Source organism: Neorhizobium sp. USDA 3394 (assembly GCF_056280385.1).
The window spans coordinates 1,801,795-1,825,274 of record NZ_JBWCDU010000001.1 but is presented as its reverse complement, the minus strand read 5'-3'; the positions used below and the strand labels follow the sequence as shown (position 1 = coordinate 1,825,274).

Annotated in this window: 16 protein-coding genes; 9 read left to right on the top strand and 7 right to left on the bottom strand. The window is 62.9% G+C overall.

Annotated elements, in window-relative coordinates:
* Positions 1–123: 123 nt before the first annotated feature.
* Positions 124–6,519: an apolipoprotein A-IV repeat region-like domain-containing protein gene (locus tag ACZ9EJ_RS08640; RefSeq protein WP_255742948.1), complete on the bottom strand. Its 6,396-nt coding sequence runs from the start codon at positions 6,517–6,519 to the stop codon at positions 124–126.
* 479 nt (positions 6,520–6,998) lie between these two features.
* Between ACZ9EJ_RS08640 and ACZ9EJ_RS08635 the strand changes: the two genes are divergently transcribed.
* Positions 6,999–7,367, top strand: coding sequence for an Hpt domain-containing protein (locus tag ACZ9EJ_RS08635; protein ID WP_046626856.1), 369 nt, complete (start codon positions 6,999–7,001; stop codon positions 7,365–7,367).
* A 140-nt stretch (positions 7,368–7,507) separates the two neighbouring features.
* Positions 7,508–7,828, top strand: a complete 321-nt coding sequence (locus tag ACZ9EJ_RS08630) for a 2Fe-2S iron-sulfur cluster-binding protein (protein WP_046640358.1) — start codon at positions 7,508–7,510, stop codon at positions 7,826–7,828.
* A 425-nt stretch (positions 7,829–8,253) separates the two neighbouring features.
* Here the strand turns inward: ACZ9EJ_RS08630 and ACZ9EJ_RS08625 are convergent, their stop codons facing one another.
* Complete coding sequence (locus ACZ9EJ_RS08625; protein WP_052753965.1) at positions 8,254–8,874, bottom strand: DUF922 domain-containing Zn-dependent protease; 621 nt, start codon at positions 8,872–8,874, stop codon at positions 8,254–8,256.
* A 181-nt stretch (positions 8,875–9,055) separates the two neighbouring features.
* On the opposite strand from ACZ9EJ_RS08625, the gene folP reads away from it, so the two are divergent.
* From folP to folK, 3 genes are read left to right on the top strand one after another with little or no spacing between them, the layout of a single operon-like run.
* On the top strand, positions 9,056–9,856 hold the full coding sequence (gene folP / locus ACZ9EJ_RS08620) for a dihydropteroate synthase (RefSeq protein WP_080955725.1): 801 nt from the start codon (positions 9,056–9,058) through the stop codon (positions 9,854–9,856).
* Positions 9,856–10,221, top strand: a complete 366-nt coding sequence (folB, locus tag ACZ9EJ_RS08615) for a dihydroneopterin aldolase (RefSeq protein WP_046626632.1) — start codon at positions 9,856–9,858, stop codon at positions 10,219–10,221. Before folP ends, folB begins: the two co-directional genes overlap by 1 nt.
* Positions 10,190–10,735 carry a 2-amino-4-hydroxy-6-hydroxymethyldihydropteridine diphosphokinase gene (gene folK, locus ACZ9EJ_RS08610; RefSeq protein WP_251089712.1) on the top strand — a complete coding sequence of 182 codons (546 nt, stop codon included), beginning with the start codon at positions 10,190–10,192 and terminating at the stop codon, positions 10,733–10,735. The genes folB and folK overlap by 32 nt, the downstream gene beginning before the upstream one ends.
* A gap of 15 nt (positions 10,736–10,750) precedes the next feature.
* Here the strand turns inward: folK and ACZ9EJ_RS08605 are convergent, their stop codons facing one another.
* The 4 genes from ACZ9EJ_RS08605 to ACZ9EJ_RS08590 form a co-directional block, all read right to left on the bottom strand.
* Positions 10,751–11,305: a hypothetical protein gene (locus tag ACZ9EJ_RS08605; RefSeq protein WP_046626629.1), complete on the bottom strand. Its 555-nt coding sequence runs from the start codon at positions 11,303–11,305 to the stop codon at positions 10,751–10,753.
* Between the two features lie 102 nt (positions 11,306–11,407).
* The gene (locus ACZ9EJ_RS08600) at positions 11,408–12,487 is read right to left on the bottom strand and encodes a YcjF family protein (RefSeq protein ID WP_046640356.1); all 1,080 of its coding nucleotides are present in this window, start codon (positions 12,485–12,487) and stop codon (positions 11,408–11,410) included.
* Positions 12,484–13,953, bottom strand: a complete 1,470-nt coding sequence (locus ACZ9EJ_RS08595) for a YcjX family GTP-binding protein (protein WP_046640355.1) — start codon at positions 13,951–13,953, stop codon at positions 12,484–12,486. Before ACZ9EJ_RS08595 ends, ACZ9EJ_RS08600 begins: the two co-directional genes overlap by 4 nt.
* Positions 13,954–14,030: 77 nt before the next feature.
* Entirely contained in the window at positions 14,031–14,540 is a 510-nt protein-coding gene (locus tag ACZ9EJ_RS08590) for a SixA phosphatase family protein (RefSeq protein ID WP_046626852.1), read from the bottom strand.
* Between the two features lie 270 nt (positions 14,541–14,810).
* Between ACZ9EJ_RS08590 and dksA the strand changes: the two genes are divergently transcribed.
* Entirely contained in the window at positions 14,811–15,230 is a 420-nt protein-coding gene (gene dksA, locus ACZ9EJ_RS08585; protein ID WP_046626623.1) for an RNA polymerase-binding protein DksA, read from the top strand.
* 81 nt (positions 15,231–15,311) lie between these two features.
* Here the strand turns inward: dksA and ACZ9EJ_RS08580 are convergent, their stop codons facing one another.
* Entirely contained in the window at positions 15,312–16,391 is a 1,080-nt protein-coding gene (locus ACZ9EJ_RS08580; protein ID WP_046640354.1) for a flagellar biosynthetic protein FliO, read from the bottom strand.
* A 250-nt stretch (positions 16,392–16,641) separates the two neighbouring features.
* Between ACZ9EJ_RS08580 and cckA the strand changes: the two genes are divergently transcribed.
* From cckA to alaS, 3 genes are all read left to right on the top strand, one after another.
* A complete protein-coding gene (gene cckA / locus ACZ9EJ_RS08575; protein ID WP_046640353.1) occupies positions 16,642–19,254 on the top strand; it encodes a cell cycle histidine kinase CckA in 2,613 nt (870 codons plus the stop codon).
* Between the two features lie 245 nt (positions 19,255–19,499).
* Entirely contained in the window at positions 19,500–20,588 is a 1,089-nt protein-coding gene (gene recA, locus ACZ9EJ_RS08570; protein ID WP_046626618.1) for a recombinase RecA, read from the top strand.
* A gap of 183 nt (positions 20,589–20,771) precedes the next feature.
* Positions 20,772–23,432 carry an alanine--tRNA ligase gene (gene alaS / locus ACZ9EJ_RS08565; RefSeq protein WP_046640352.1) on the top strand — a complete coding sequence of 887 codons (2,661 nt, stop codon included), beginning with the start codon at positions 20,772–20,774 and terminating at the stop codon, positions 23,430–23,432.
* The last annotated feature ends 48 nt before the right edge of the window (positions 23,433–23,480 follow it).

Genomic DNA, 23,480 nt, shown 5'->3' with positions numbered 1-23,480 from the left:
TGGAAATCCGGCCTGCCTTTGCCATTCCTCGACATCAATCGCTGATCCAGACTTTCGTTAGCTCCAAACAAAAAAGCCGCCCCGAAAGGCGGCTTTTAAGTATCGGGTGTTCCGATCCGGTTCTTAGTTGAACCGGCCGGCGGCGTGGGCCAGCATCGTATAGACCTTGCCGGTATCCGAGGTGAGGTAGCTCTGGGTTACCGTCTTGTCGCGGTCCGTGCGGGCGACGTCGGCGAGCAGCTTTTCGAAATCGGCGATATAGCGGTCGACGGCGGTGCGGAATTCCGGTTCGCGGTCGTACTTGCGCTTGATCTCGTCGAAGGTCTGCTGGCCCTTCAGCGTGTAGAGGCGACGGGTGAAGACGTCGCGCTCGCCGCGCTGGTAACGCCGCCACAGGTCGACCGATGCGTCGTGGTCGATGGCGCGGGCGATATCAACCGACAGCGAGTTCAGCGATTCCACCATGTGGCGCGGGTTGCGGTTGTCGCCATTGCCGCCGCGTGGAGCGGGGGCCGGTTCGGCTGCACGCGGTGCCGGCTGCTGTGGCTGGCGTGGTGCAGCCGCCTCGGTGAACTCGTCGCGCGATGCGCCGCGCAGCAGGTCGCTGATCCAGCCGCCGTCGGTGCCGCCGCGTGCCGGTTCCGGTGCACGGGCGACGGGCGCCTGTGCGGGACGGTCGAGCGGCAGCGTGCCGCGCAGCGCGTTTCCGGCATAGGGATCGTTGCGGGGCGCAGGCGGAGCCGGTTGCGGGATGGCCGCAACGGGAGGCTGAGGCTGCGGACGGGCGGGAGCCGGCTGCGGAGCGGGAGCAGGCGCCTGGCGCGGTGCCGAAGCTTCGGAGATCTCGAAGTTCTGCGTCGAACGCCCGACCAGTGCCGAGATGTCCTGCAGCGCCTTGATCTGCTCGGCGACGGCACGCCGCATCGCGGCTGCACTTTCCTTGGCTTCTTCCGGCAGGTCGAAGGCGCCGCGCTTCAGTTCGGTGCGGGTCGTATCCAGCTCGCGGCGGATATCCTGTGCCGAGCGGCGGATTTCGTCGGTCGCGCCGGCGAAGCGGTTGATGGCTTCCTCGACCGATTCCCTGAGCGTATCGCGCAGCTGTTCGGCGGCGCTGCCGGAGCGGGTAGTGGCATCCGACAGCAGCTGCTCGACGTCGCTGAGCGACTGCGAAATGCTGCCGCGCATCCGCTCGGAAAGATCGCGGGTGCGCTTCTCGGCGTCGGACAGCGTGGTCTCGATGGCGTGGTTGGCGTCGCTGCCGGCGCTGATCAGTGCCTCGCGCATCGCATCGGCGGTCACTTCGGCACGATGCTGGGTTTCCCCGAGCGTCCGGCCGATATCGGCAAACGAGGCATGCAGGCTTTCGCGAAGCCGCGAGCCGACCTGCAGCGAGCGTTCTTCCGCCCGCTCGAAAGCACCGTCGACCAGGGTCGTCAGGCTGCGCATCGTCGTCTCGATTTCCTCGGAACGCTTGACCAGGCCGGTCGACAGGTTGCGAAGGGCATTCTGGCGTTCGTCCAGCGTGCTGACGAGATTGGACTGTGCCGCACCGAGGAGTTCGGATGCTTCGACAAGCACCCTCGAGTGGTCGTCGAAACGGCCGACGAGGCTGCTGACCTGCTCCAGCGTGTTGCCGAAGACGTCCGACATCCGGCCGATATTGTCTTCGAGCATGCGGGTCGAGCCGGAAACGATATCGGCGGAGTTGGTTGCCGACTGAACGAACCGGTTGGCCGTGACGCTGAGCTTGCGGTCGGCTTCCGAAAGGTGATGGGCGACGGCATCGGCGGTGCTGCCGAGTTCCTTTGCCGACTCCTGGACCAGCGCCGAAATGCTCGAATTGCTTTCCGCCAGCTTGTCGATGAGGCTGTTGACGCTGGCTGATAGGCCCTGTTCGACGTGACGCATCGTGCCGGCGGCGCTTTCGGTCCGCTGCGTGATGGCGGCGAGCGTCTCGTTGGTCCGCGCGGCGATCGCGTCGACAAGCGCCGAGTTCTCGTTGCGAATGCGCGCCGTCGATTCTTCCGTGGCGGAGGAAAGCCGTGCGGTCGTCTCTTCCGCGGCGGAGGAAAGCCGTGCCGATGTTTCGTGCGCTGCGGCAGAGAGCAGCTCTGCGCCCTGCTGGGCAGCGGTCGTCATCTGTTCGATGGCGGTTCGGCCGGTCGCGGCATATTCCTCGACCATGGGCTTTGCCTTTTCATCGAGAAGGCGTGCCAATTCGGCCGAGCGGCCGGCGAGCATGGAGTTCAGATCGCGGGCGCGGGCGTCGAGAGCCGAGTGGATGGCGTCGCCGCGGGCAGCGAGTGCCCGGTCGACGGCGTCCATGGCGGTGTCGAGCTGGTTTGCGGTATCGGCGAGCGTGGTGCGGATACCGTCGCCGCGCGAGTCGAGCGCCTTCTGTGCTTCGTCGAGTGCCTCGGAAATTGCCGTGACCTGGCGCTTCACCAGGCTGTCGGCCTCCGCGACCTTGTGGACGATCGCATTGCCCGCTTCGGAGAAGGCAAGCGCTACGGTCGCCGCCTGGCCGGCGAGCCGGTTCTGGGTCTCCGAAATCCGGCCGACGATCTGGGTCGACCGTTCCTCGATCGCCTTGGTGAATTCGGCGTTGCGGCTGGAGAGTTCTTCGGTGAACTCGGCACCGGCACGCGCCAGTACCTCGGCGGAGCGGCTTGCTTCGCTGTCCATGCTCTGCGCCGCGGCGCTGACCGCTTCGCGCAGTGTCGAGGCGAGGCCGACGGCCTTGCTCTCGATGGTCTTGGTGACGTTGTCGAGCCCGATGGTCAGCGCGCGGTCGATCGTGCCGAGGCGTTCCTCGATGCGGGCGGTGCGGCCGTCCATGGTCTCGGTGATGCGGTCCGAAGCCTCGGCGGCGACGCGTTCCAGATCGGCCGTGCGGGTGGTGAGCGTGCTGGAAAGATTGACGCCGGCCTCGTCGACGAGCTGAGCCGCCTCGAGGATCTCGCCCCGGATTCGGCCTTCAAGCCCGCCGAACGTCGATTCGATGCGACTGCCGGTTTCTTCGAGCGCGTCCTGAACCCCGCCGACCGTCTGACGGATGCGGTTGGAGAAGGCGTCGGCGGAGCGGCCGATTTCGCTTGCGGCATCGGAAAGCCGGACGGCGAGCGTACCGACATTGTCGCGCAGGCGTTCTTCCAGAGACTGCCCGGCAGTGTCGATGGCGCCGCGCAGGGCGTTCTGCTGCGTTTCGAGCGACATTTCCAGCATCCCGGCGCTGGCCGCGATCGAGGTGCCGAAGGAGGTGACCTGATCCTGCATCAGGTCACCGATCTGGCTCTGGGCGTCGCCGAGCGTTGTCGCGAGCGACTTCGTGCGTTCGTCCAGGGTGTCGCGGATCTGCTCGTAACCGGAACCGAGCGTCGTTTCCAGCTGCTGGTGACCAAGGCCGATGGTTGCGGCGATACGTTCCTGAGTCGAGCCGAGAACGGTTTCGACGCGCTCCAGCCCGTCCGCCATCCCCGTTTCGAAACGCTGTGCGCCGGTTGTCAGCGCGGCTTCGATGCGGTCGCTTGCGCTGCCGACGGTCTGTTCGAGGCGATCGCCGCCGCTTTCGAGAACGCGGGCGATCTCGGCCGTCCGGTTTTCGAGCGACTGGTCAAGATTGAGCTGGTTCTCGGCATAGGCGTTGCGGATCGCTTCGGCGCGGGCCGCGAAGGATTGCTCGATGCGGACGTCGGCATCGATGAAGGTGTTAGCGATTGCCGTCGACTTTTCGTCGAGCATGCCGGCGAGGCGGTCTTCGCCGAGCGCGAAGGAGGTGGCGATTTCCATCGACTTGTCGTCGAGGATTTCTGCGAGCCTGTCCCGGTTGACGCCCAGCGCCTCGTTGATTTCCGAAGTGCGGCGCGCCAGATCTCCGCTCATGCGCTGTTCGGTTTCCGAAAGTGCGCGCGTGATGGAGTCCGATTTCTCTTCGAGCATGCCGGCGAGGCGATCTTCGCCGAGCGCGAAGGAGGTGGCGATCTCCATCGACTTGTCTTCGAGGATCTCGGAAAGCCGCTCGCGATTGGCATCGAGCGACGTCTGCATTTCGGAAGCGCGCCGACCCAGCTCGTCGCCGAGCCGCTGCTCGCTTGCGATGAGCGTGCGGGAGATGTGCTCCGACTTTTCGTCGAACATGCCGGCGAGCCGCTCCGGCGCGCCGGACATCAGCGTTTCGATCGCGCTGGATTTCTGGCTCAGCACCTCGGTCAGATGATCGTGGCTGCCGGAAAGGGCGGCGACAATGGCGCCCGAACGGATGGCCAGGCTCTGTTCGAACTTCGCCTGGTTTTCCGAAAGCGTGCTGAGAAGGCTGCTGCTGCGGTCGGCGATCGTTGTTTCGATATCCTGACGGGCGCTGGCAAAGCCGGCGTGAAGTTCGCCGGTGCCGGAAGCAAACACGTCCTTGAGCTCGCCGGTGCGCAGTGCAAGCGCATCCTGAAGCTCGGTGGCGCCCGTTCCGAGCACTCCGTGCAGTTCCCCGGTGCCCGAGGCGAGCACGCCCTGGAGTTCGCTGGTGCGCGTCGTCAACACGTCCTGGAGTTCTGTGGTGCGTGTTTCGAGTGCTTCCTGGAGTGCGCCGGTGCGCGTGGTGATGACGTCCTGGAATTCGCTTGTGCGTGCTTCAAGGGCTTCCTGAAGTTCCTCGGTGCGCGAGACGAGCACGGACTGGAGTTCGCTGGTGCGTGTCCCGAGTACATCCCGAAGCTGGCTGGTCCTCGATCCGAGGACGTCCTGGAGTTCGCCAGTATGCGTGACGAGCGCATCCTGGATTTCGGTGGCGCGGGAGGCCAGCGTATCCTGAATTTCGGTGCTGCGCGCCGACAACGCGTCGGACAGTTCGCGCGAGCGGCTTCCGAGCATGGCATCCAGCATTTCCTGGCCGGTGCCGAGCGTCGTCTCGAGTGCAAGCGACTGGTCGGTCAGCGAGGAACTGATGCGCTCGACGCTGGACGAGAGGATGTTTTCGATCGCATCCGAACCGCTTGCCACCGTCTCGTTGATACGGGCGAGGCTGTCCATCAGCTTGCTGTCGAGTGTGCCGGCACGCTGGTCGAAGGCGGAGGTGAACTGAGAAATGCTGTCGTCGAAGGTCGTGCTGAGCAGGCCGACGGTCGTCTGCAGGCGCTCTTCGAAGAAGCCGGAGCGCATGTCGAGGTCGAGGACCACGTCTTCGACGGTGTTTTGCAGGCTCTGGCGGAAGGACGAGGTCTTTTCTTCGAGCGAGCTGTTGAGAGCCGCGAGGATGCCGCCGAGCGAACCGGTGAGCGTCTGTTCGCTTTCGGCAAGCCCGTCGGTGATCTCGCGGGTCCGGGCAAGCAGCGTCTCGTTCAGCTGGCGGGTGCGGTCTGCAAGCGCTGCGTTGAGCTTTTCGGTATTGGCGTCGAGCGAGGAGGCGCGCGTCTGGAATTCGTTGAGAAGCGCCTGGCCGCGCTGCGACAGCACGGTATTGATCGCATCCATGCGTTCGTCGAACTCGTGGGCGAGCGCGAAGCCAGAGGAATTGAGCGTCTGCAGCAGGTTTTCGGTCTTTGTGGTCAGCAGGCTGCCGAGTGCCTCGCCGGCCGCGTTGGACTTCTCCATCAGCGCCGCGCCGCGCGTCTCGATCATCGAGGCAAAGGCTTCGCCTGATGTCGCCAGGCGAATGGAGATTTCTTCGGTCGCAAGCGACAGCTCTTCCTTGAGCTGATCATGGGCGCCGACGATCGACGAGCGGATGCGCTCCGCGTGGTTGACGATCGCGTCGCGTTCGGCGCCGAGTTCGTGGACGAGGCCGCGAACGCGCAGTTCATTGTCGGTGAAGCTCCGCTCCAGCGCATTCACTTCCGAATGGACGAGCGTTTCCAGCTCGGCGGCGCGGGCGATAGTGCGCTCGATGCCTTCGTTCATCGCCGAGACTTCGCGGCGCACGGCCTGGCCGACGCTCATGATTCGTTCGGAGGCGACGGTTTCCGGATCGGACAGGCGCAGCGCCACCTCGGCCATGGAACGGGCGGCGGTTCTCAGATCCTGAGCGCGGGCCATCATGATCGCGAAGGCGAAGAACAGCATGATGGGAACAAGGATGCAGACCGCCAGCGCGACGATGCCGGGAGCGGCGAGAACGCCTTCGACCGAGGTGATCTGCCAGAGCTGGTTGCCGTAGATCATCTGCCCGAGAGCGATGCCGCCGATTGCCCAGAGGATCGAGACGATCACCGCATTGCGGATGGACGAGCGCATCGCGCCGCCTTCCAGCGTCCGCAGGATTGCAGTCGAACTGCGTTTGCCCGCATCGTTGGCGGGCTGGAATGTGGGGGACTTGGCAGCGGTTTCGTTGGCTGCCGATCTGTATGATTCGGCGGCATCGTCCTGATACTGGGTCTGACGCGGTTTGTTAGTGTCTGACACTCTTGCCTCCGAGGCATGGGGCACTGATCTAGGGCGCGGCTGATCATCGTTGAAATTGATTTTTAGGGCATCTTCCAACGCCTGGAACGCCGTCTCATCGATCGACTCGCTGCTAGGGTTTTTTGCCATGCGGTTACGCCTCGTTACATACTCGCCCGGCAAATCCCATCTGACGCGCTGCCGCCCGCAGACCGATAGATGGAACGCTGCCTGCCGGAAACTCTCCACCCGCAAAGCGGATTTCCAGTTTCCTATTCATTTTCAAGTCGGATGGCCGTTCTTTCAAACGGATGATAATGAAAGCTTACCAACCTACCATCCGGGGCAAAAGGACGATATTCCTCGCCACCTTAGGCGTATTGTAGTGGCACATTCGGCCACCCTGCACAATTATGACGCCTGCCTCCGAACGATGCTGTGGAATGTTGTTAACAGAATTTAAACCATGCGAAGATGCAAAAGTCCTAAAATCCCGGGAGCTTAGCAGAAATTAACCATATGGGAAGAAACCGGCCCAGATTGTGCCGGAATTTAACGGGATAGCTCCGATTGGCCCGCACAATTCGGGACATTATCAGAAGAGCAACAGGGAAAACAGGTTCATGGCAATGGCAGCGGTCAGTATCGCGTTCGAAGCTCCAGAAACGTTGAGGGGCGGTTGCCCTTCCCAGTCCCGTCCGATCGATCTCGTTCATCTTGCAACCCAGACCATGGGCGACAAGAACCTCGAAGTCGAAGTGCTCCAGATGTTCGCACGCCAGGCACGCCGTGCACTGCATGACATCGCGAGCGCCGATAGCGCCTATGTCGTTGCAGCCGCGCATCGCCTGAAGGGTGCGGCCAGCGCAGTCGGCGCCTTCAAGGTCTCGACCGCTGCCGAGCGACTTGAAGACAACGGCTCCGACGCCTCGTTGCGGGCTGCGGTCGCTGCCGCCGTCGTCGAAGCCGAAAACTTCATCAACAAGCTCTGCCGCTGAGCGATTCGCCGAATCGGTATGCAGGGCGCCGATTGAACAGCCGGCGGCGCCCGAAAATGTTGACTGCGCCGGGGTTTTATCGGAAGAAAGCGCGCTTAAATAGTGTGCCCTGACCCTTCAACATCCCGGATTTCCCTATCATGACGAAACTGACCATCGTTGCCTTTGACGGAACGCGCTTCGATATCGAAGCCGAGCCGGGCTCCACCGTTATGGAGAATGCGGTTCGCAATTCCGTCCCCGGCATCGAGGCGGAATGCGGCGGCGCCTGCGCCTGCGCCACCTGTCATGTCTATGTCGACGAGGCCTGGACCGAAAAGGTCGGCCCGCCGGCTCCCATGGAGGAAGACATGCTCGACTTCGCCTTCGAGGTGAAGCCGAACTCGCGCCTTTCCTGTCAGATCAAGATCAAGGCGGATCTCGACGGGCTCGTGGTCAACGTACCCGAGCGTCAAGCCTGATCGTGGCCTGATCGTCACTTTGCCGACATGCCTGTTTCCGGCCTGTTTCCGGGCAAAAAAAAGCCTCGCTCCGCAAAAGCGGCAAGCGAGGCAAGGCGGGCGCATCGCCAGCAGGGGAGGGAGGAAACACCTGCGGCTTGAAGACGCGCCAGGAGAACTGAAACACTGGGAACCAAACTCAGGAACACCTGAAACAACTGCGTCCGACACATCGGTTCGAAAACCGGAAAGTACGCTGATCCTGCGGCTATCTACCTCATGTGCCTCGTTTTTCGAAGCGTTGGTAGGTAAGCTATGTCTTAGGTTGTATCCGAGATTTCTATTTTAGACTATCACCATAAATCACCCGTCATTGACGAGGGATGACGCAAGCTCCGCAAAAGCCCGGGCGCGGTTGGTCGGTCTGATTCACCCCAGAAAGCGGATCAATTGCCGGATCGTTTCAAACGATACTGCAGCAGCCGCATCATCCGCGAGTCGAAATTGGCCGCCTCGATCTGGTCGAATCGCAGCTGCTCCCGGTCATGCGCCTCAAGAACACGGCGGGTCGTTTCCGCCACCTGTCTTTCCAGTGCATCGCAGGTTCTGTTGGGGGGAAGGCCAAGCAGTTCCCGTTCGAGCTGGCGCGCGTGGTTGCGGGCGATTTCCGCATGCCGCTCCTCGTGGCGCTTGATGTCCTTCGACAGGGTATCCCAGATGAAGCCGAGATCGGCGGTGGCGCGGCCGCGATTGCCCCAGCGCGGCAGGATGATGTGGGTTCGAAGCGTCACGCGCGCCCCGCCGACCGAGCAGCGCCCGCCCTTTTCCACATAGGTGACGTCGCCGCCGAACTTGATTTCGGTGGCGCCGGGATGGCGATGGCCGGTGCTGCGGGTGAGAGGGCCGCGGTTTTCCAGTTCCTTGTCGAGGTCCTCGGCCGTGCGGCCGCCGATCCGGAAATAGGAATAGGTCTTGTTGATGATCGGTTCTGCCATGGCCGTCGCAGGGAACACGCAGAGGAGAAGAAAGACACCGAAAAACCGGCGGACTCTGCGCATGGAGAACATTCTATGGCCTGCGACGTTGAACTTATGGGGACCTTGGGGCATAGCCAGCCTGAGCGCAACACAAAGGCACCAAATTTTGCGTTACCCTTCGAAAGACGGCCGGCCGGTGATATCGCAGCGCAACAGCACCTGGCGTGTGGGGCGGGGCCGTGTCCTTGAACTCGGTCGCCAAGGCCAGATTATGGCGATCATCAACATCACCCCCGATTCCTTTTCCGATGGCGGAAACTACGCAAACATCGATGCCGCGGTGGCTCACGCGGTTTCTTGCGTCCGCGACGGTGCCGCCATCCTCGATGTCGGCGGCGAATCGACGCGGCCCGGCGCCGCCGAGGTGACGGCGGCGCAAGAGCAGGACCGCGTCCTGCCGGTGATCGAAAGACTCGCCGCGGAAACCGATGCGTTGATCTCGATCGATACCTACCGGGCCGAAACCGCTCGCCTGGCAATGGCCGCAGGCGCCCATATCATCAACGACGTCCACGGCCTGCAGCGTGAGCCGGAGATCGCGACCGTCGCGGCTCAAACATCTGCCGGCGTCTGCATCATGCATACCGGCCGTGGCCGCGAGCAGGAAAAGCGTGCCGACCGGATCGCCGACCAGGAATTCTTCCTGCGGCAATCTCTCGAGATCGCGCGCAGCGCCGGCATTCCCGACGAGGCGATCGTGCTTGATCCCGGCTTCGGCTTTGCCAAGGACCGTGACGACGATATGGAATTGATGGCGCGTTTTGCCGAATTGCACGGGCTTGGTTTTCCGCTGCTCGCCGGCACGTCGCGCAAGCGGTTCATCGGCGCGCTGACGGGACGGGAAAAGGCGAACGAACGCGACGTCGGCACCGCGGCGACCACCGCAATCCTGCGCTTGGCGGGGGCTTCGATCTTCCGCGTCCACAACGTTGCCGCCAACCGCGACGCGCTGGCGATGGCCGACGCGGTTCTCGCCGCAGCCTCCGCTTATAACGCTAGAGAGGGCCTTTGATGGCGACATACACGATCACGCTGAAGAACTGTGCGTTCTACGCCAAGCATGGTGCCTTCGAGCAGGAGGCCACGCTCGGCCAGCGTTTCTTCATCGACGTCATCATGGACGTCGAGGCGGACGAGGCGCTCGAAAACGACGATGTCGCGAGCACGGTGCATTACGGCATTGCCTACGAGATCGTCGAGAAGGTGGTGACCGGCCACCGCCGCAACCTCATCGAGACGCTCGCCAAGGACATCGCCAAGGCGCTCTGCGCCTGGTCGCCGCAGATCCGCCGGGCAGAGATCGCCGTGCGCAAGCCGAGCGTGCCGATCCCCGGCATCCTGGATTATGCGGAGGTGCGTGTTGAGCATTTCGCCTGAAAAGACGTTCGAGGTCGCGGCTCTCGGGCTCGGCGGTAATATCGGCGATCCGCCGTCGTCCATGGCCGAGGCGCTCAGGCAGCTCGATGGGCGCGAGGACTGCCGCGTTCTCGCCGTCTCGAAACTCTATTCGACCCCGCCCTGGGGCAAGACCGACCAGGCGGATTTCTTCAACTGCTGCGTCCTGGTGGAAACTTCACTGGAGCCGGAGGACCTGCTGGACGTCTGCCTGTCGATCGAGCGCGGCATGAAGCGCGTCCGCCTGGAGCGCTGGGGACCACGCACCATCGATATCGATATCCTGACCTATGGGACGCGGGAACAGAAGACCGAAAAACTGGAAGTGCCGCATCCGCGCATGACTGACCGCGGCTTCGTGATGATGCCGCTTGCCGACATCGCCCCGGATCTTCTGGTGAAGGGAAGGAAAGTGCGCGACTGGCTTGGTGGAGCCGATATTGCAGGCATCAAGGTCGCGCGGCGGGGCAGCCAGGACTGGTGGCAGGGCGCCTGAGGCGCCCTTGGTGTCTTATTGTTGGATCGAGCCGACGGCGATCGAATCCATGTCTCGGTCGAGGCTGAGCCCGATCACCGGAACCATCTGGTCTTCCACCTTGATCGAGATGGTGATGTTCATCTTGTTCTCGCCGCGCAGGCTCGCGACCATCGCGCCGTTGAGCTGATTGCGGTTGATGCCCATGACGACCTTGTCGCCGCTGACCGAGCCGGAAATGATGTCGAGCCCCTTGCCCTCGGCGCCATCCAGGAACTTGCCGGTATAGCCGCGACCACTCTGGGTGATCGTCGCCGACATCGGCTGCTGGAACACGCCGACGCGGCAGGTTCCGTCGAGCTTGATGCCGACATTGCTGTCCGGAACGGCGGCGCCCGTGAGGTTGCAGCTGAATTTCGTGCCCTTGTACTTTCCGGCGACGATTTCGCCGGGGCCTTTCCAGACGCCCGCGACCGACTGGAAGAAAACCTTGTCACGCGGAGCGGCCTCAGCCTGCGGCGCCACGGCGGAGGTGGCCGCGACAGTCAGAACGGCGAACCCGCCAAGAAGCGAAAAGAAGCGCGAATACATGTACTTTCCCCTGACGAGCAGCAACTTTAAGTGTCCCGTAATTTAAGTGGGAATGGTTAATGAGTGGTGACGATGGCCGGGTCTGAGCCATGGTCAGACGCTCTATTGTTCATCTTTCCGCCCGCCGACAGTCGCGATATCCGAGATGAAATCGCCGATTCCCGGCCTTTTGACCGCCCGGAAGGGCAGCGGCCGGCAGAGATCCATGGCGGCGATGCCGATTCGTGCGGTCAGCAGGCCGTTGATCACGCCTTCGCCCAAACGCTTGGACAGTTTCGAGGCGAGGCCATGTCCCAGAACTTGCTGCGCGACACCATCGCCGACGGCGATCGAGCCGGTGACGGCGAGGTGGGCGATCACGTCCCGCATCAGCCTCAGGAGCCCGAGCGTGCCGGGCCTTCCACCGTAAAGCTCGGCCATGGCGCGAATCAGCCGCGTCACTTCGAAAAGCACATAGGCGAGATCGACGATGGCGCGCGGGCTGACGGCGGTGACGATCGAGACCCGTTTGGACGATCCGAGAATGAGCGCGCGGGCCTTGCGGTCGAGCGGCGCCAGGAGCTCCCGTTCGGCCAGTTCGATGAGTTGAGGACCGTCGATGATCTCGTCTTTCGTCGCGTCGAGGTTGGCGCGCCCCTTGGCGGTCTCCGCCCGGTGACTGAGGATCCTGGTGAGCGCGGCGACGACGGTGCGGGCAGCTGCAGGACGAGGGGAAAGGGCGGCCTCTTCCGCCTGGGCCTTGAGGGTCTGGACGGCGGAAAGCCGCATCATGCCGAAAATCTCGCGGCCGACGATCACGGCGACGGCGACAAGTCCGACGGCAAGTGCGGTGAGTGCCGCGTATCCAAGCCAGTCGGCTCGGGTGAACAGGTCGCGGATGACGCTATCGGCCCAGAGCCCGAAGGCGAGCGACAGGAAGGTCCCGAAGGCCGCCGCCGCCAGGTTGACGAACGAGAATTTTTTGCGCGCCCGGGGCTCGGCGACGGGGATCGCCTCTGCTGCCAGTTCAGGCGGCGTCACGAACGGATCCTCTTCGTCGGGCGTCACCACGACGCCGTCCTCGAAGCTGCGCGGGCTGCGGCGAGGGACGGGCAGGGTTTCGTTTCCGGACGCGCTTTCCTCTTCGACGGAGAAAGATGCGGGTCGGCGCTTGCCGTTCTGAGGTGACTCGGGCGGTCTCATGCGAGGCGGTCTCCGAACAGGAATTGCATGGCGCGGTCGAGGCGGATATGCGGCACCGAGAGCTTCATGCCGCCATTCGCCTCCTCCAGCGCCGGAGGGCGGAAGCGCACCACATTGATCTCGGGAAGCTCGGCGCCGGCCGAATCGAGTTTTTGAAAGAATGCTTCAGGATCTTCCGGCAAGTCACCGGGAAATATAGCAGTTTTCTTAAGTCCGTCGAAGCGCTCGCCATTGATCATCTCGCCGGAAATCGGCGTGCCGACGATGACCGGGAGGAGGTGGTTGTCTTCCTTGACGGTCGCCTCGCGGGTGGCGCGCACCGATGCGATCGCCATCACCTCGATGCCGGCGCCGGCCATGCCGATTCGCTGGACGGCGCGGTCGACCAGTCGGCCGGTAAGCCGTTCCAGGCGGTCATGGCTTTCGTGATGCAGGTGATCCGCCTTGGTGGCCGCAACCAGGACCTTGTCGATCCGGCGGCCGATCAGGGAGGAGAAGAAGCTGTTGTGGCCGGGACGGAAACAGGCGAGCACGTCGGTCAGCGCCCTTTCAAGATCCTGCACCGCCTCGGGGCCACGATTGATCGCCTGCAGCGCGTCGATCAGCACGATCTGGCGGTCGAGCCGTGCGAAATGCTCGCGGAAGAACGGTTTGACCACGACGTTCTTGTAGGCCTCGTAGCGGCGCTCCATCATCGCCCGCAGCGAGCCCTTCGGCGCTTTGGTCTCGGGCATGCTCGGCAGCGGCGCAAAAGTGAGCGCGGGGGAGCCCTCAAGATCGCCCGGCATCAGGAAACGGCCGGGCGGCAGGGTCGAAAGCGACCGTTCGTCCGCCTTGCAGGCCTTGAGATAGCCCGCAAAGGCCTCCGACAGCCGCCTGGCTGTCATTTCGTCGGCCGGGGCGTCCGCATCTATGCCGTTCGCGAGGGCGAGCCATTCCCGTGACAATTCCTCGCGGATGCCGGTTCCGGCAAGGGTTACGGTATTGTCGCTGAAGGTGCGAAAATCCTGCGCCAGCAGCGGCAGGTCGAGCAGCCATTCCCCGGGATAATCGACGATGTCGATCGAAAGCCGCCCGCGCGAAAACATCCGGCCCCAGCCGCTGGCGCTCTGGTAGTCGAGAGTGATCCGCAATTCCGAGATGGCGCGGGTCGAATCCGGCCAGATGCGGTCGCGCACCAGGGCCTGGATATGGTCCTCGTACTGGAAGCGCGGGATGGCATCGTCCGGCTGCGGTTCGAGCCGCACCGCCGAGATCCGGCCGGAGCGCATGGCTTCGAATAGCGGCAGCCGCCCTCCGTTCAGCAGATTGTGGACGAGCGACGAGATGAACACGGTCTTGCCGGCCCGCGACAGGCCGGTCACGCCGAGCCTGATCGTCGGATGCACGAGGCCCGAGGCGCGGTCGGCGAGATTGTCGAGCGCGATGCGCGCGTCATCCGAGAAGCTGGTAAGCGAAGGCGGCAAGGCGTCGTTCCGGGTCCAGAGTTTACGCCTATATAGGGAGCCGTTGCGAGGCCGCAAAGCCGTCGCTTGGGTCCAGTTCAGGCCGTCAGGAAGTCGGTTAGTGTCCAGGCCGCATCCGAGCCGGCGACAATGCCGCGATAATCGAGCACCGCGAGGCCGGCAGGAGGATAGCCGCCGGGGACCGCCGCTATCATCTGGTCGGCGCCGATCAGCCCTTCCAGGACCTCTTCCATGGTCGGGTTGTGGCCGACGAGCATGACCGAGCCGCTGTCTCTTTGGCCTGCAAGGATGGCGAGATAGGTGCCGAGCGTGCCGTTATAGAGTTCATCGACGAAGACAGGCTCGATCTCCTCGCTGATCGCGCGGCGGATCGCTTCGGCAGTCTGGCGGCATCGCGTGGCGGTGGAGCTGAGAAGGATATCAGGCCTGTAGTTGCGATCGGCAGCCTTGTCGGCAACGATCTCGGCCTGTGCGAAGCCCTGATTGTCGAGAGGGCGATCGAAATCGTGTTGTCCCGGCTCCGCCCAGCCCGACTTGGCATGGCGCAGCAGGTAGATGCGGGAAGGAGGAGGAGTGATCGTCGTCATGCCCGGCACCGCTGTTAAGAGGATGGAAGCGATGGGTAGCCTTTCGACACGAGACTCGTCAACTGCCGCAGATGTTCTGAAACAGCCTGCCCCGGTGCAGCCTCCTGTGGAGAAGAGTTTCGGGCATTCAGAATAAAAGCTTAAAAAATAGCCGTTTAGCGGATTTTTATGACAGTTTTAAAAATGCCTTAATACTGAGCGCGAGGCTTGAATCGGCATAGGAGGATAGGATATAGAGCGCCGCATGAGATGTTCTTCAGGAGAATCGCGTTGAGTGAGAAGATCGATCTTAGCAATTATGTGCTCTCTGAAAACGATGAGTTCATGAATGCAAATCAGAAAGCGTATTTCCGGGCAAAGCTTATTGCCTGGAAAAACGATATCCTGAGAGAAGCGCGCGAAACGCTCGGCCATCTGGCTGAAGAGAGCGCCAACCACCCCGATCTCGCCGACCGGGCTTCCTCCGAAACCGACAGAGCTATCGAACTTCGAGCCCGTGACCGCCAGCGCAAGCTGATTTCCAAGATCGATGCCGCCTTGCAGCGGATCGACGATGGTACCTACGGTTACTGCGAGGAAACGGGCGAACCGATCGGTCTCAAGCGTCTCGACGCTCGTCCGATCGCCACGCTGTCGATCGAGGCACAGGAACGCCACGAGCGCCGCGAAAAGGTCTATCGGGACGAATAATCCGCCCGATCAGTCGCAAACGAATTCAAGGCACGGTTTTCCGTGCCTTTTTTCTTGGCGGAATTCAAACTTCGCGCCGGCTTACTTGTCGCGGGTGACGGACATCTCGCCGAAGATGCGGGCGACTTCCGACTGCAGGCTCGGTTCCGGCGTGGCACCGGTGACCGGCGGCACGCCGGGGTTCCTTGGCTGCACCTGACGGTTCGGCGGGGGGATGACGGCAGGCTCGCGGGCCGCGAGGTTGTTGGCCATCTCCTCTTCGAGAATCCGTTCGAAGTCGCTGCCGAGCTGTTTCGGCTTGTCGGCGGCCGATTGCAGGGCAGGCGGCACGATCGCGGCGCTGACCGGCACGGCGCGGGGCTCGGGTGCTTCCTGGAAGACCCGCCCACGGGCGGCGTCGAGCACGTCGGCTGCGTCGTCGAAAGCGGGAACCTGGGCAAGGACGGGGGCAGGAGGCGGCGGAGGTGTTGCCGCGGCTGCCAGCGCCGCGATCGGCCGCAACTGTTCGGATTTTACCTCCGGGGCTTGACGGGCCGGCGGCTCGATCCTGGGGGTGGCCGTCGGTTCGGGAACTGCTGCATTGTTAGCCGGGGCTAGCGCTGCGGGCCGCGGCGCCAGTGTACCGCTCATCGGTATCGGTCCGGTAGCGGGAGCCGCCGGCGGAACGGCGCGCGGTGTCTCTCGCGGCGGCACGACACTTTCCCGGGCCGGTTCGACGCGCGGTTCCGGAGCCGCGGGGCGTGGGATCGGGGCAGGGCGTGGTTCGGCAACGGCCGCCGGCCGGGCTTCCATGGCGGCCGCGGCCTGAACGGGAACCGTCATGTCCATCGGCTGGAACCGGTTGGCTGCCGTTGCCGGCATGCCAGGTGCCGCCGTGGAAATTCCGCTTTCGATGACGATATCGGTCGGACCGCCGATCATGATCAGGTGTTCGACCCCATCGCGGCGGATGAGAACCAGTCGACGCCTTGCATCGACGGCTGCGGCATCCAGCACCTGAAGCCGCGGCTGGCGGTTCTTGCCGCCGCGCACGAAGGGCGAAGGGCCGGAACGGCGGCGGATGAGCCAGAGCACGCCGATGAGGACGAGAAGCCCAATGCCGACGCCGACGACTGCGATCACCAGGCGGCCTCCATAGGCGCCCATCAGTTCTTCGAACATCTCTTGCACTCCTCATATGAACGCCGCGGTAAAAAACGACTTTTTTCCTACCGAAGCAAGCTGCTAACTGTCACTGTCCCGCGCTGAAAAATAGCGTAGACAAGAAAGATAGGTCACTCGGCCAAACTGTCCCGGGTTTTGTGGCCCGGCAGAGCTTTTTGCTTAACCTGCAACTTGCTAATAAGGAATCGCGGGATTCCTGATCCCTGAATGTTCATGGCCGCGGCGCCGGTCGAAATGCGAGGAATTGATGACGAAGTTGCAGCAGAGCGGCAACTACGAGGCGCCCCTGGTAGAAAAAGGGACGCGTGGCGGCACCATCATCCGGATCGTCCTTCTGGCGCTCGTTCTCTGTGGCGTGGCAGCCGGGTTCGTACTGTTCCAGCATGCGCTCGATAACGAACTGGTGCTCGGCCTGCTTGGCATTCTCGCCATGGTCGGCATATTTTTCCTGGTGTCGTCGATCATCGGCCTCGTCGAGGTCATGCCGCAGTCGCGTTCCGACGAACTCGCCCGCGGTTTCCTGGCCAATCATCCCGACGGTATTCTGATCACCGATGCCAAGGGCCGTATTCTTTACGCCAACGCCGCCTATGGCCGGATGACCGGCGCGACCAAGGCGAGCAACGTGCAGTCGCTGGAAGCGCTTCTGTCCAAGACCCGCGAATCGACCGAGGCGCTTTACAGGTTGACGACGGCTCTTCGCGAAGGCCGGGAAGGCCACGAGGAATTCCGGCTTCTCCAACCGATCGGACGGACGACCGGTAACGGTTCCGGGGCCCATTGGTACCGTCTCAAGGCACGTCTGCTGACGCCCGCCGACAGCCGCAAGGGCCAGCTAGACATCTGGCAGATCACCGACATCACCTCGGAACGCGACGACCAGGAACGGTTCTTCCGCGAGCTGCAGAACGCCATCGATTATCTCGACCACGCGCCCGTCGGGTTCTTCTCCGCCGGCAAGAAGGGCGAAATCTTCTATCTGAATGCCACGCTTGCTGAATGGCTCGGCATCGACCTGACCAAGTTCGTGCCGCGCTCGGTGACGATCGCCGATCTGGTGGCGGGCGAGGGCATGGCGCTGATCCAGTCGGTACAGGCAGCACCCGGTCTGAAGCGCACCGAGACGCTCGACCTCGACCTGCGCCGCGCCAACGGCCAGAGTCTGCCGGTCCAGCTGGTCCACAATGTCAGTGCCACCCGCGACGGCGCGCCGGGCGAAAGCCGCACCATCGTGCTGACGCGGCCGAAGGGCGGCGAGGGCGACCAGTCGGCATCCGCGATGCGCTTTACGCGCTTCTTCAACAATACGCCGATGGCGATCGCCTCCGTCGATGGCGAAGGCAGGATCCTGCGCATCAATGCGCCGTTCCTAAAACTGTTTGCCGGCGTCGTTTCCCGCGACGACGTGGATGCCGGCATCGAACTCGACCGCATCGTGCACGACAATTCCCGCCAGCATCTGATGCAGGCGATTGCCGCCGCCAAGGATGGCCAGGGTGATATCGCCCCGATCGATTCGCGCCACCCGGGCGACGAGAACCGCTATGTGCGCTTTTATGTGAACGCCGTGATCGACGAGAGCGACGAGGCGCCGGAAGAGGCCGCGATCGTTTATGCCGTCGAGACGACCGAGCAGAAGGCGCTCGAAACCCAGATGGCCCAGACCCAGAAGCTCAATGCCGTCGGCACGCTGGCAGGCGGCATCGCCCACGACTTCAACAACGTCCTGACGGCTATCCTTCTGTCCTCCGACCACCTCCTCCTGCAGGCGCGCCCCTCGGACGCGAGCTTTGCCGACCTGATGGAGATCAAGCGCAACGCCAACCGCGCCGCCGTGCTGGTGCGCCAGCTGCTCGCCTTCTCGCGCAAGCAGACCATGCGGCCGGCGGTGCTGAACCTCACCGACGTCGTCGGCGACCTGCGCATGCTGGTCGACCGGCTGATTTCCGGCACCAATGTGAAGCTCGAAGTTGACTACGGCCGGGACATCTGGCCGGTGCGCACCGACCTGTCGCAATTCGAGCAGGTGCTGATCAATCTCTGCGTCAACGCGCGCGATGCCATGCCCCAGGGCGGCACGATCCTGATCAAGACCCGCAATGTATCCGCCGAGGATGCGGGCGGTTTCCACCAGGCGGATCTGCCGGCCGAGGATTTCGTGATGGTCGAGGTCTCCGACACCGGCACGGGCATTTCGCCCGAAATCATGGACAAGATCTTCGAACCCTTCTTCACCACCAAGGAAGTGGGCAAGGGCACCGGCCTCGGTCTCTCGATGGTCTATGGCATCGTCAAACAGTCCGGCGGCTATATCTATCCCGAATCGGAAGTCGGACGCGGCACGAGTTTCCGCATCTTCCTGCCGCGCCACATTCCCGAAGCGCCCGTCGTCGTCCAGGACGCTGCCACAGCCGGTAAGCAGGTACAGCCGGCCGCTGTCGCGCCTGCCGTGTCGACGCCTGTTTCCGACGACCTCGACCTCACCGGCAAGTCGGCGGTCGTGCTGCTTGTCGAGGACGAGGAGGCCGTCCGGCGCGGCGGCAAGCGCATGCTGGAAACCCGCGGCTATACCGTGCACGAAGCGGGTTCTGGCACCGAAGCGCTCGACATCATGGAAGAGCTCCAGGGCAAGGTCGATATCGTCGTCTCCGACGTCGTCATGCCGGAAATGGATGGGCCGACGCTTCTGACCGAGCTGCGCAAGATCTATCCGGACATGAAGTTCATCTTCGTCTCGGGCTATGCCGAGGATGCCTTTGCCCGCAACCTGCCGGCAGACGCCAAGTTCGGCTTTCTGCCGAAGCCCTTCTCGCTGAAGCAGCTTGCCGTCGCGGTCCGGGAAATGCTCGATTCGGAGTGAGAATCGGACAGCCGCTCATAAATATCCAAGGTCGCGATTCGCCTCCGCCGTCGGGGCGCCGCGTTGATTTCAAACGCGAATTTTCCACACCTCGGGAAGGGGGAACATTTTACGAACGAAATGAAAATATCTATTTTGACTCAATCTGTTGGCTGGCTCTTGCCAAATGAGAACAAAATAGGTACATCACCTTTATCGGCTGCTTCATTGCTTGCACGGCGGCAATAACCTAAAGGTGGGACCAGATGGCACAGAATAGTTTGCGGCTCGTAGAGGATAAAGGCGTGGACAAGAGTAAGGCGCTGGAAGCGGCATTGTCGCAGATCGAACGATCCTTCGGCAAGGGATCGATCATGAAGCTCGGTTCGAACGAGAATATTGTTGAGATCGAGACGGTATCGACCGGCTCTCTCAGCCTCGATATCGCACTGGGAATCGGCGGTCTCCCGAAGGGCCGCATCATTGAAATCTACGGTCCGGAAAGCTCGGGCAAGACCACGCTTGCGCTGCAGACGATTGCCGAAGCCCAGAAGAAGGGCGGCATCTGCGCCTTCGTCGACGCCGAACATGCGCTCGATCCGGTCTATGCTCGCAAGCTTGGCGTCGATCTCCAGAACCTTCTGATCTCGCAGCCGGATACCGGCGAGCAGGCGCTTGAAATCACCGATACGCTGGTCCGTTCCGGTGCCGTCGATGTCCTCGTCATCGACTCGGTCGCAGCCCTGACGCCGCGTGCCGAAATCGAAGGCGAGATGGGCGACAGCCTGCCGGGCCTGCAGGCGCGCTTGATGAGCCAGGCGCTGCGCAAGCTCACCGCTTCGATCTCCAAGTCGAATACGATGGTGATCTTCATCAACCAGATCCGCATGAAGATCGGCGTGATGTTCGGTTCCCCCGAAACCACCACCGGCGGCAACGCCCTGAAATTCTACGCCTCGGTTCGCCTCGACATCCGCCGCATCGGCCAGGTCAAGGAACGCGAGGAAGTGGTCGGCAACCAGACCCGCGTCAAGGTCGTCAAAAACAAGATGGCGCCTCCCTTCAAGCAGGTCGAATTCGACATCATGTATGGTGAAGGCGTTTCCAAGACCGGCGAACTGATCGACCTCGGCGTCAAGGCCGGCATCGTCGAAAAGTCCGGTGCGTGGTTCTCCTATAACAGCCAGCGTCTCGGCCAGGGTCGCGAAAACGCCAAGATTTTCTTGCGTGACAATCCCGAGCTCGCCCGCGAGATCGAAACGTCGCTCCGCCAGAATGCCGGCCTCATTGCCGACCGGTTCCTGCAGAATGGCGGTCCGGATGCCGACGACAGCGACACGGCTGCCGAGATGTAAGTCATTTCGCGGCACGCGGGGTTTTCTCCGAACGCTTCCAATCAGCCGGTCGCCATCGAAAGATGTGCGGCCGGTTTCTCGTTCGGTTAGGCGGTGGAGCGGCTGGACAGTTGGGGGTGTGGGCGATACAAGCCTTTGGTTTTCGAATAATAGGACCGCATCCGGCGGTAAAAAGGGCGTAGCATGAGCGGCGTGAATGAAATCCGGTCGACCTTCCTCGACTATTTCCGAAAGAACGGGCACGAGGTTGTTTCCTCCAGCCCGCTGGTGCCGCGCAACGATCCGACGCTGATGTTCACCAATGCCGGCATGGTGCAGTTCAAGAACGTGTTCACCGGCCTCGAGAAGCGCCCCTATACGACTGCCACGACGGCCCAGAAATGCGTTCGCGCCGGCGGCAAGCACAACGACCTCGACAATGTCGGTTACACCGCTCGTCATCACACCTTCTTCGAAATGCTCGGCAATTTCTCCTTCGGCGACTACTTCAAGGAACGCGCCATCGAGCTTGCCTGGAACCTGATCACCAAGGAATTCGGCCTCGACGCCAAGCGCCTTCTGGTGACGGTCTATCACACCGATGACGAGGCTTTCGGCCTCTGGAAGAAGATTGCCGGTCTTTCTGACGACAGGATCATCCGCATTCCGACCAGCGACAATTTCTGGGCGATGGGCGATACCGGGCCCTGCGGCCCGTGCTCGGAAATCTTCTATGATCATGGTGACCATATCTGGGGCGGTCCTCCCGGTTCGCCGGAAGAGGATGGCGACCGGTTCATCGAGATCTGGAACCTCGTCTTCATGCAATATGAGCAGGTGACGAAGGAAGAGCGGATCGACCTGCCGCGCCCCTCGATCGACACCGGCATGGGCCTGGAGCGTGTCGCGGCCGTCCTTCAGGGCCAGCACGACAATTATGATATCGACCTGTTCCGGGCGCTGATCTCGGCCTCGGAAGAGGCGACCGGAGTCAAGGCGGAAGGCGAGCATCGTGGCAGCCACCGCGTCATCGCCGACCACCTGCGCTCTTCCGCATTCCTGATTGCCGATGGCGTCCTGCCGTCGAACGAGGGCCGCGGTTACGTGCTTCGCCGCATCATGCGCCGCGCCATGCGCCATGCGCAGCTTCTCGGAGCCCGCGATCCGCTGCTCTGGAAGCTGCTGCCGGCGCTCATCCAGCAGATGGGCCGCGCCTATCCGGAACTGGTGCGTGCGGAATCGCTGATTTCGGAAACGCTGAAGCTGGAGGAGAACCGTTTTCGCAAGACGCTGGAGCGCGGCCTGTCGCTGCTGTCGGATGCGACCAACACGCTTCACAAGGGCGACATGCTCGATGGCGAGACCGCCTTCAAGCTCTACGACACCTATGGTTTCCCGCTTGACCTGACCCAGGATGCCTTGCGCGCCCGTGAGATCGGCGTCGATATTTCCGGTTTCACGGACGCCATGGAGCGCCAGAAGGCGGAAGCCCGGTCGCACTGGACCGGTTCCGGCGACAAGGCGACGGAAACGATCTGGTTCGAGCTCAAGGAAAAGCACGGCGCGACCGAGTTCCTCGGTTATGACACCGAAACCGCCGAAGGCGTGGTGCAGGCGATCGTCCGCGACGGCAAGGCCGTCGACAGCGCGTCTGCCGGCGAACAGGTTCAGGTCGTCGTGAACCAGACGCCGTTCTACGGCGAATCCGGCGGTCAGATGGGCGATACCGGCGTGATCTCGACCGACAATGGCAAGCTCGACGTCTCTGATACCCAGAAGAAGGGCGAGGGCCTGTTCGTCCATATCGCGACTGTCGCTGAGGGTACGTTGAAGGTCGGTGATGCGGTGGCGCTGACGGTCGATCATGCCCGTCGTTCGCGCCTGCGCTCCAACCATTCGGCCACCCATCTGCTGCATGAGGCGCTTCGCGAAGTGCTCGGTACCCACGTGGCCCAGAAGGGCTCGCTGGTAGCGCCCGAGCGCCTGCGTTTCGACGTCTCGCATCCGAAGCCGATGTCGGCCGAGGAATTGCAGAAGGTCGAGGACATGGCGAATGCCATCATCCTCCAGAACGCGCCGGTCACGACCCGGCTGATGAGCGTCGACGACGCGATCGCGGAGGGCGCCATGGCGCTGTTCGGCGAAAAATACGGCGACGAGGTTCGCGTCGTTGCGATGGGCAAGGCGATCGAAGGCCCGAAGGCAGGCAAGCCCTATTCGATCGAGCTCTGCGGCGGCACGCATGTCAACGCGACCGGCGATATCGGCCTTGTCCGCGTTCTCGGCGAAAGCGCGGTCGGTGCAGGCGTTCGTCGCGTCGAGGCGGTGACGGGCGAGGCCGCTCGTCTCTATCTTGCGGAGCAGGACGAGCGCGTGAAGACGCTCGCAGGCGCCTTGAAGGTGCAGCCGGCGGAATTGGTTTCGCGCGTCGAAGCGCTGATCGACGAACGCCGCAAGCTCGAGAAGGAACTGGCGGACGCCAGGCGCCGGCTCGCCATGGGCGGCGGGCAGGGCGGTTCGGCTGACGACTTCCGCGAAATCGGCGGCGTCAAGTTCATGGGCAAGGCGCTCAACGGCATCGACGCCAAGGACCTCAAGGGCCTGGCGGATGAAGGCAAGGCGAGCCTCGGCTCCGGCGTCGTCACGCTGATCGGCGTTTCGGAAGACGGCAAGGCAAGCGCCGTGGTTGCGGTCACGCCGGATCTGGTCGAGCGCTTCAGCGCCGTGGATCTGGTCCGCATCGCATCCGTAGCGCTCGGCGGCAAGGGCGGCGGCGGTCGGCCGGACATGGCCCAAGCCGGTGGTCCGGATGGCGCCAAGGCCAATGAGGCGCTCGAAGCCGTGGCGGCCGCTCTCGGCGCCTGATCATCGACAGGAAAAGCGGGCTTGGCCCGCTTTTCGGTTTCAAGGAAA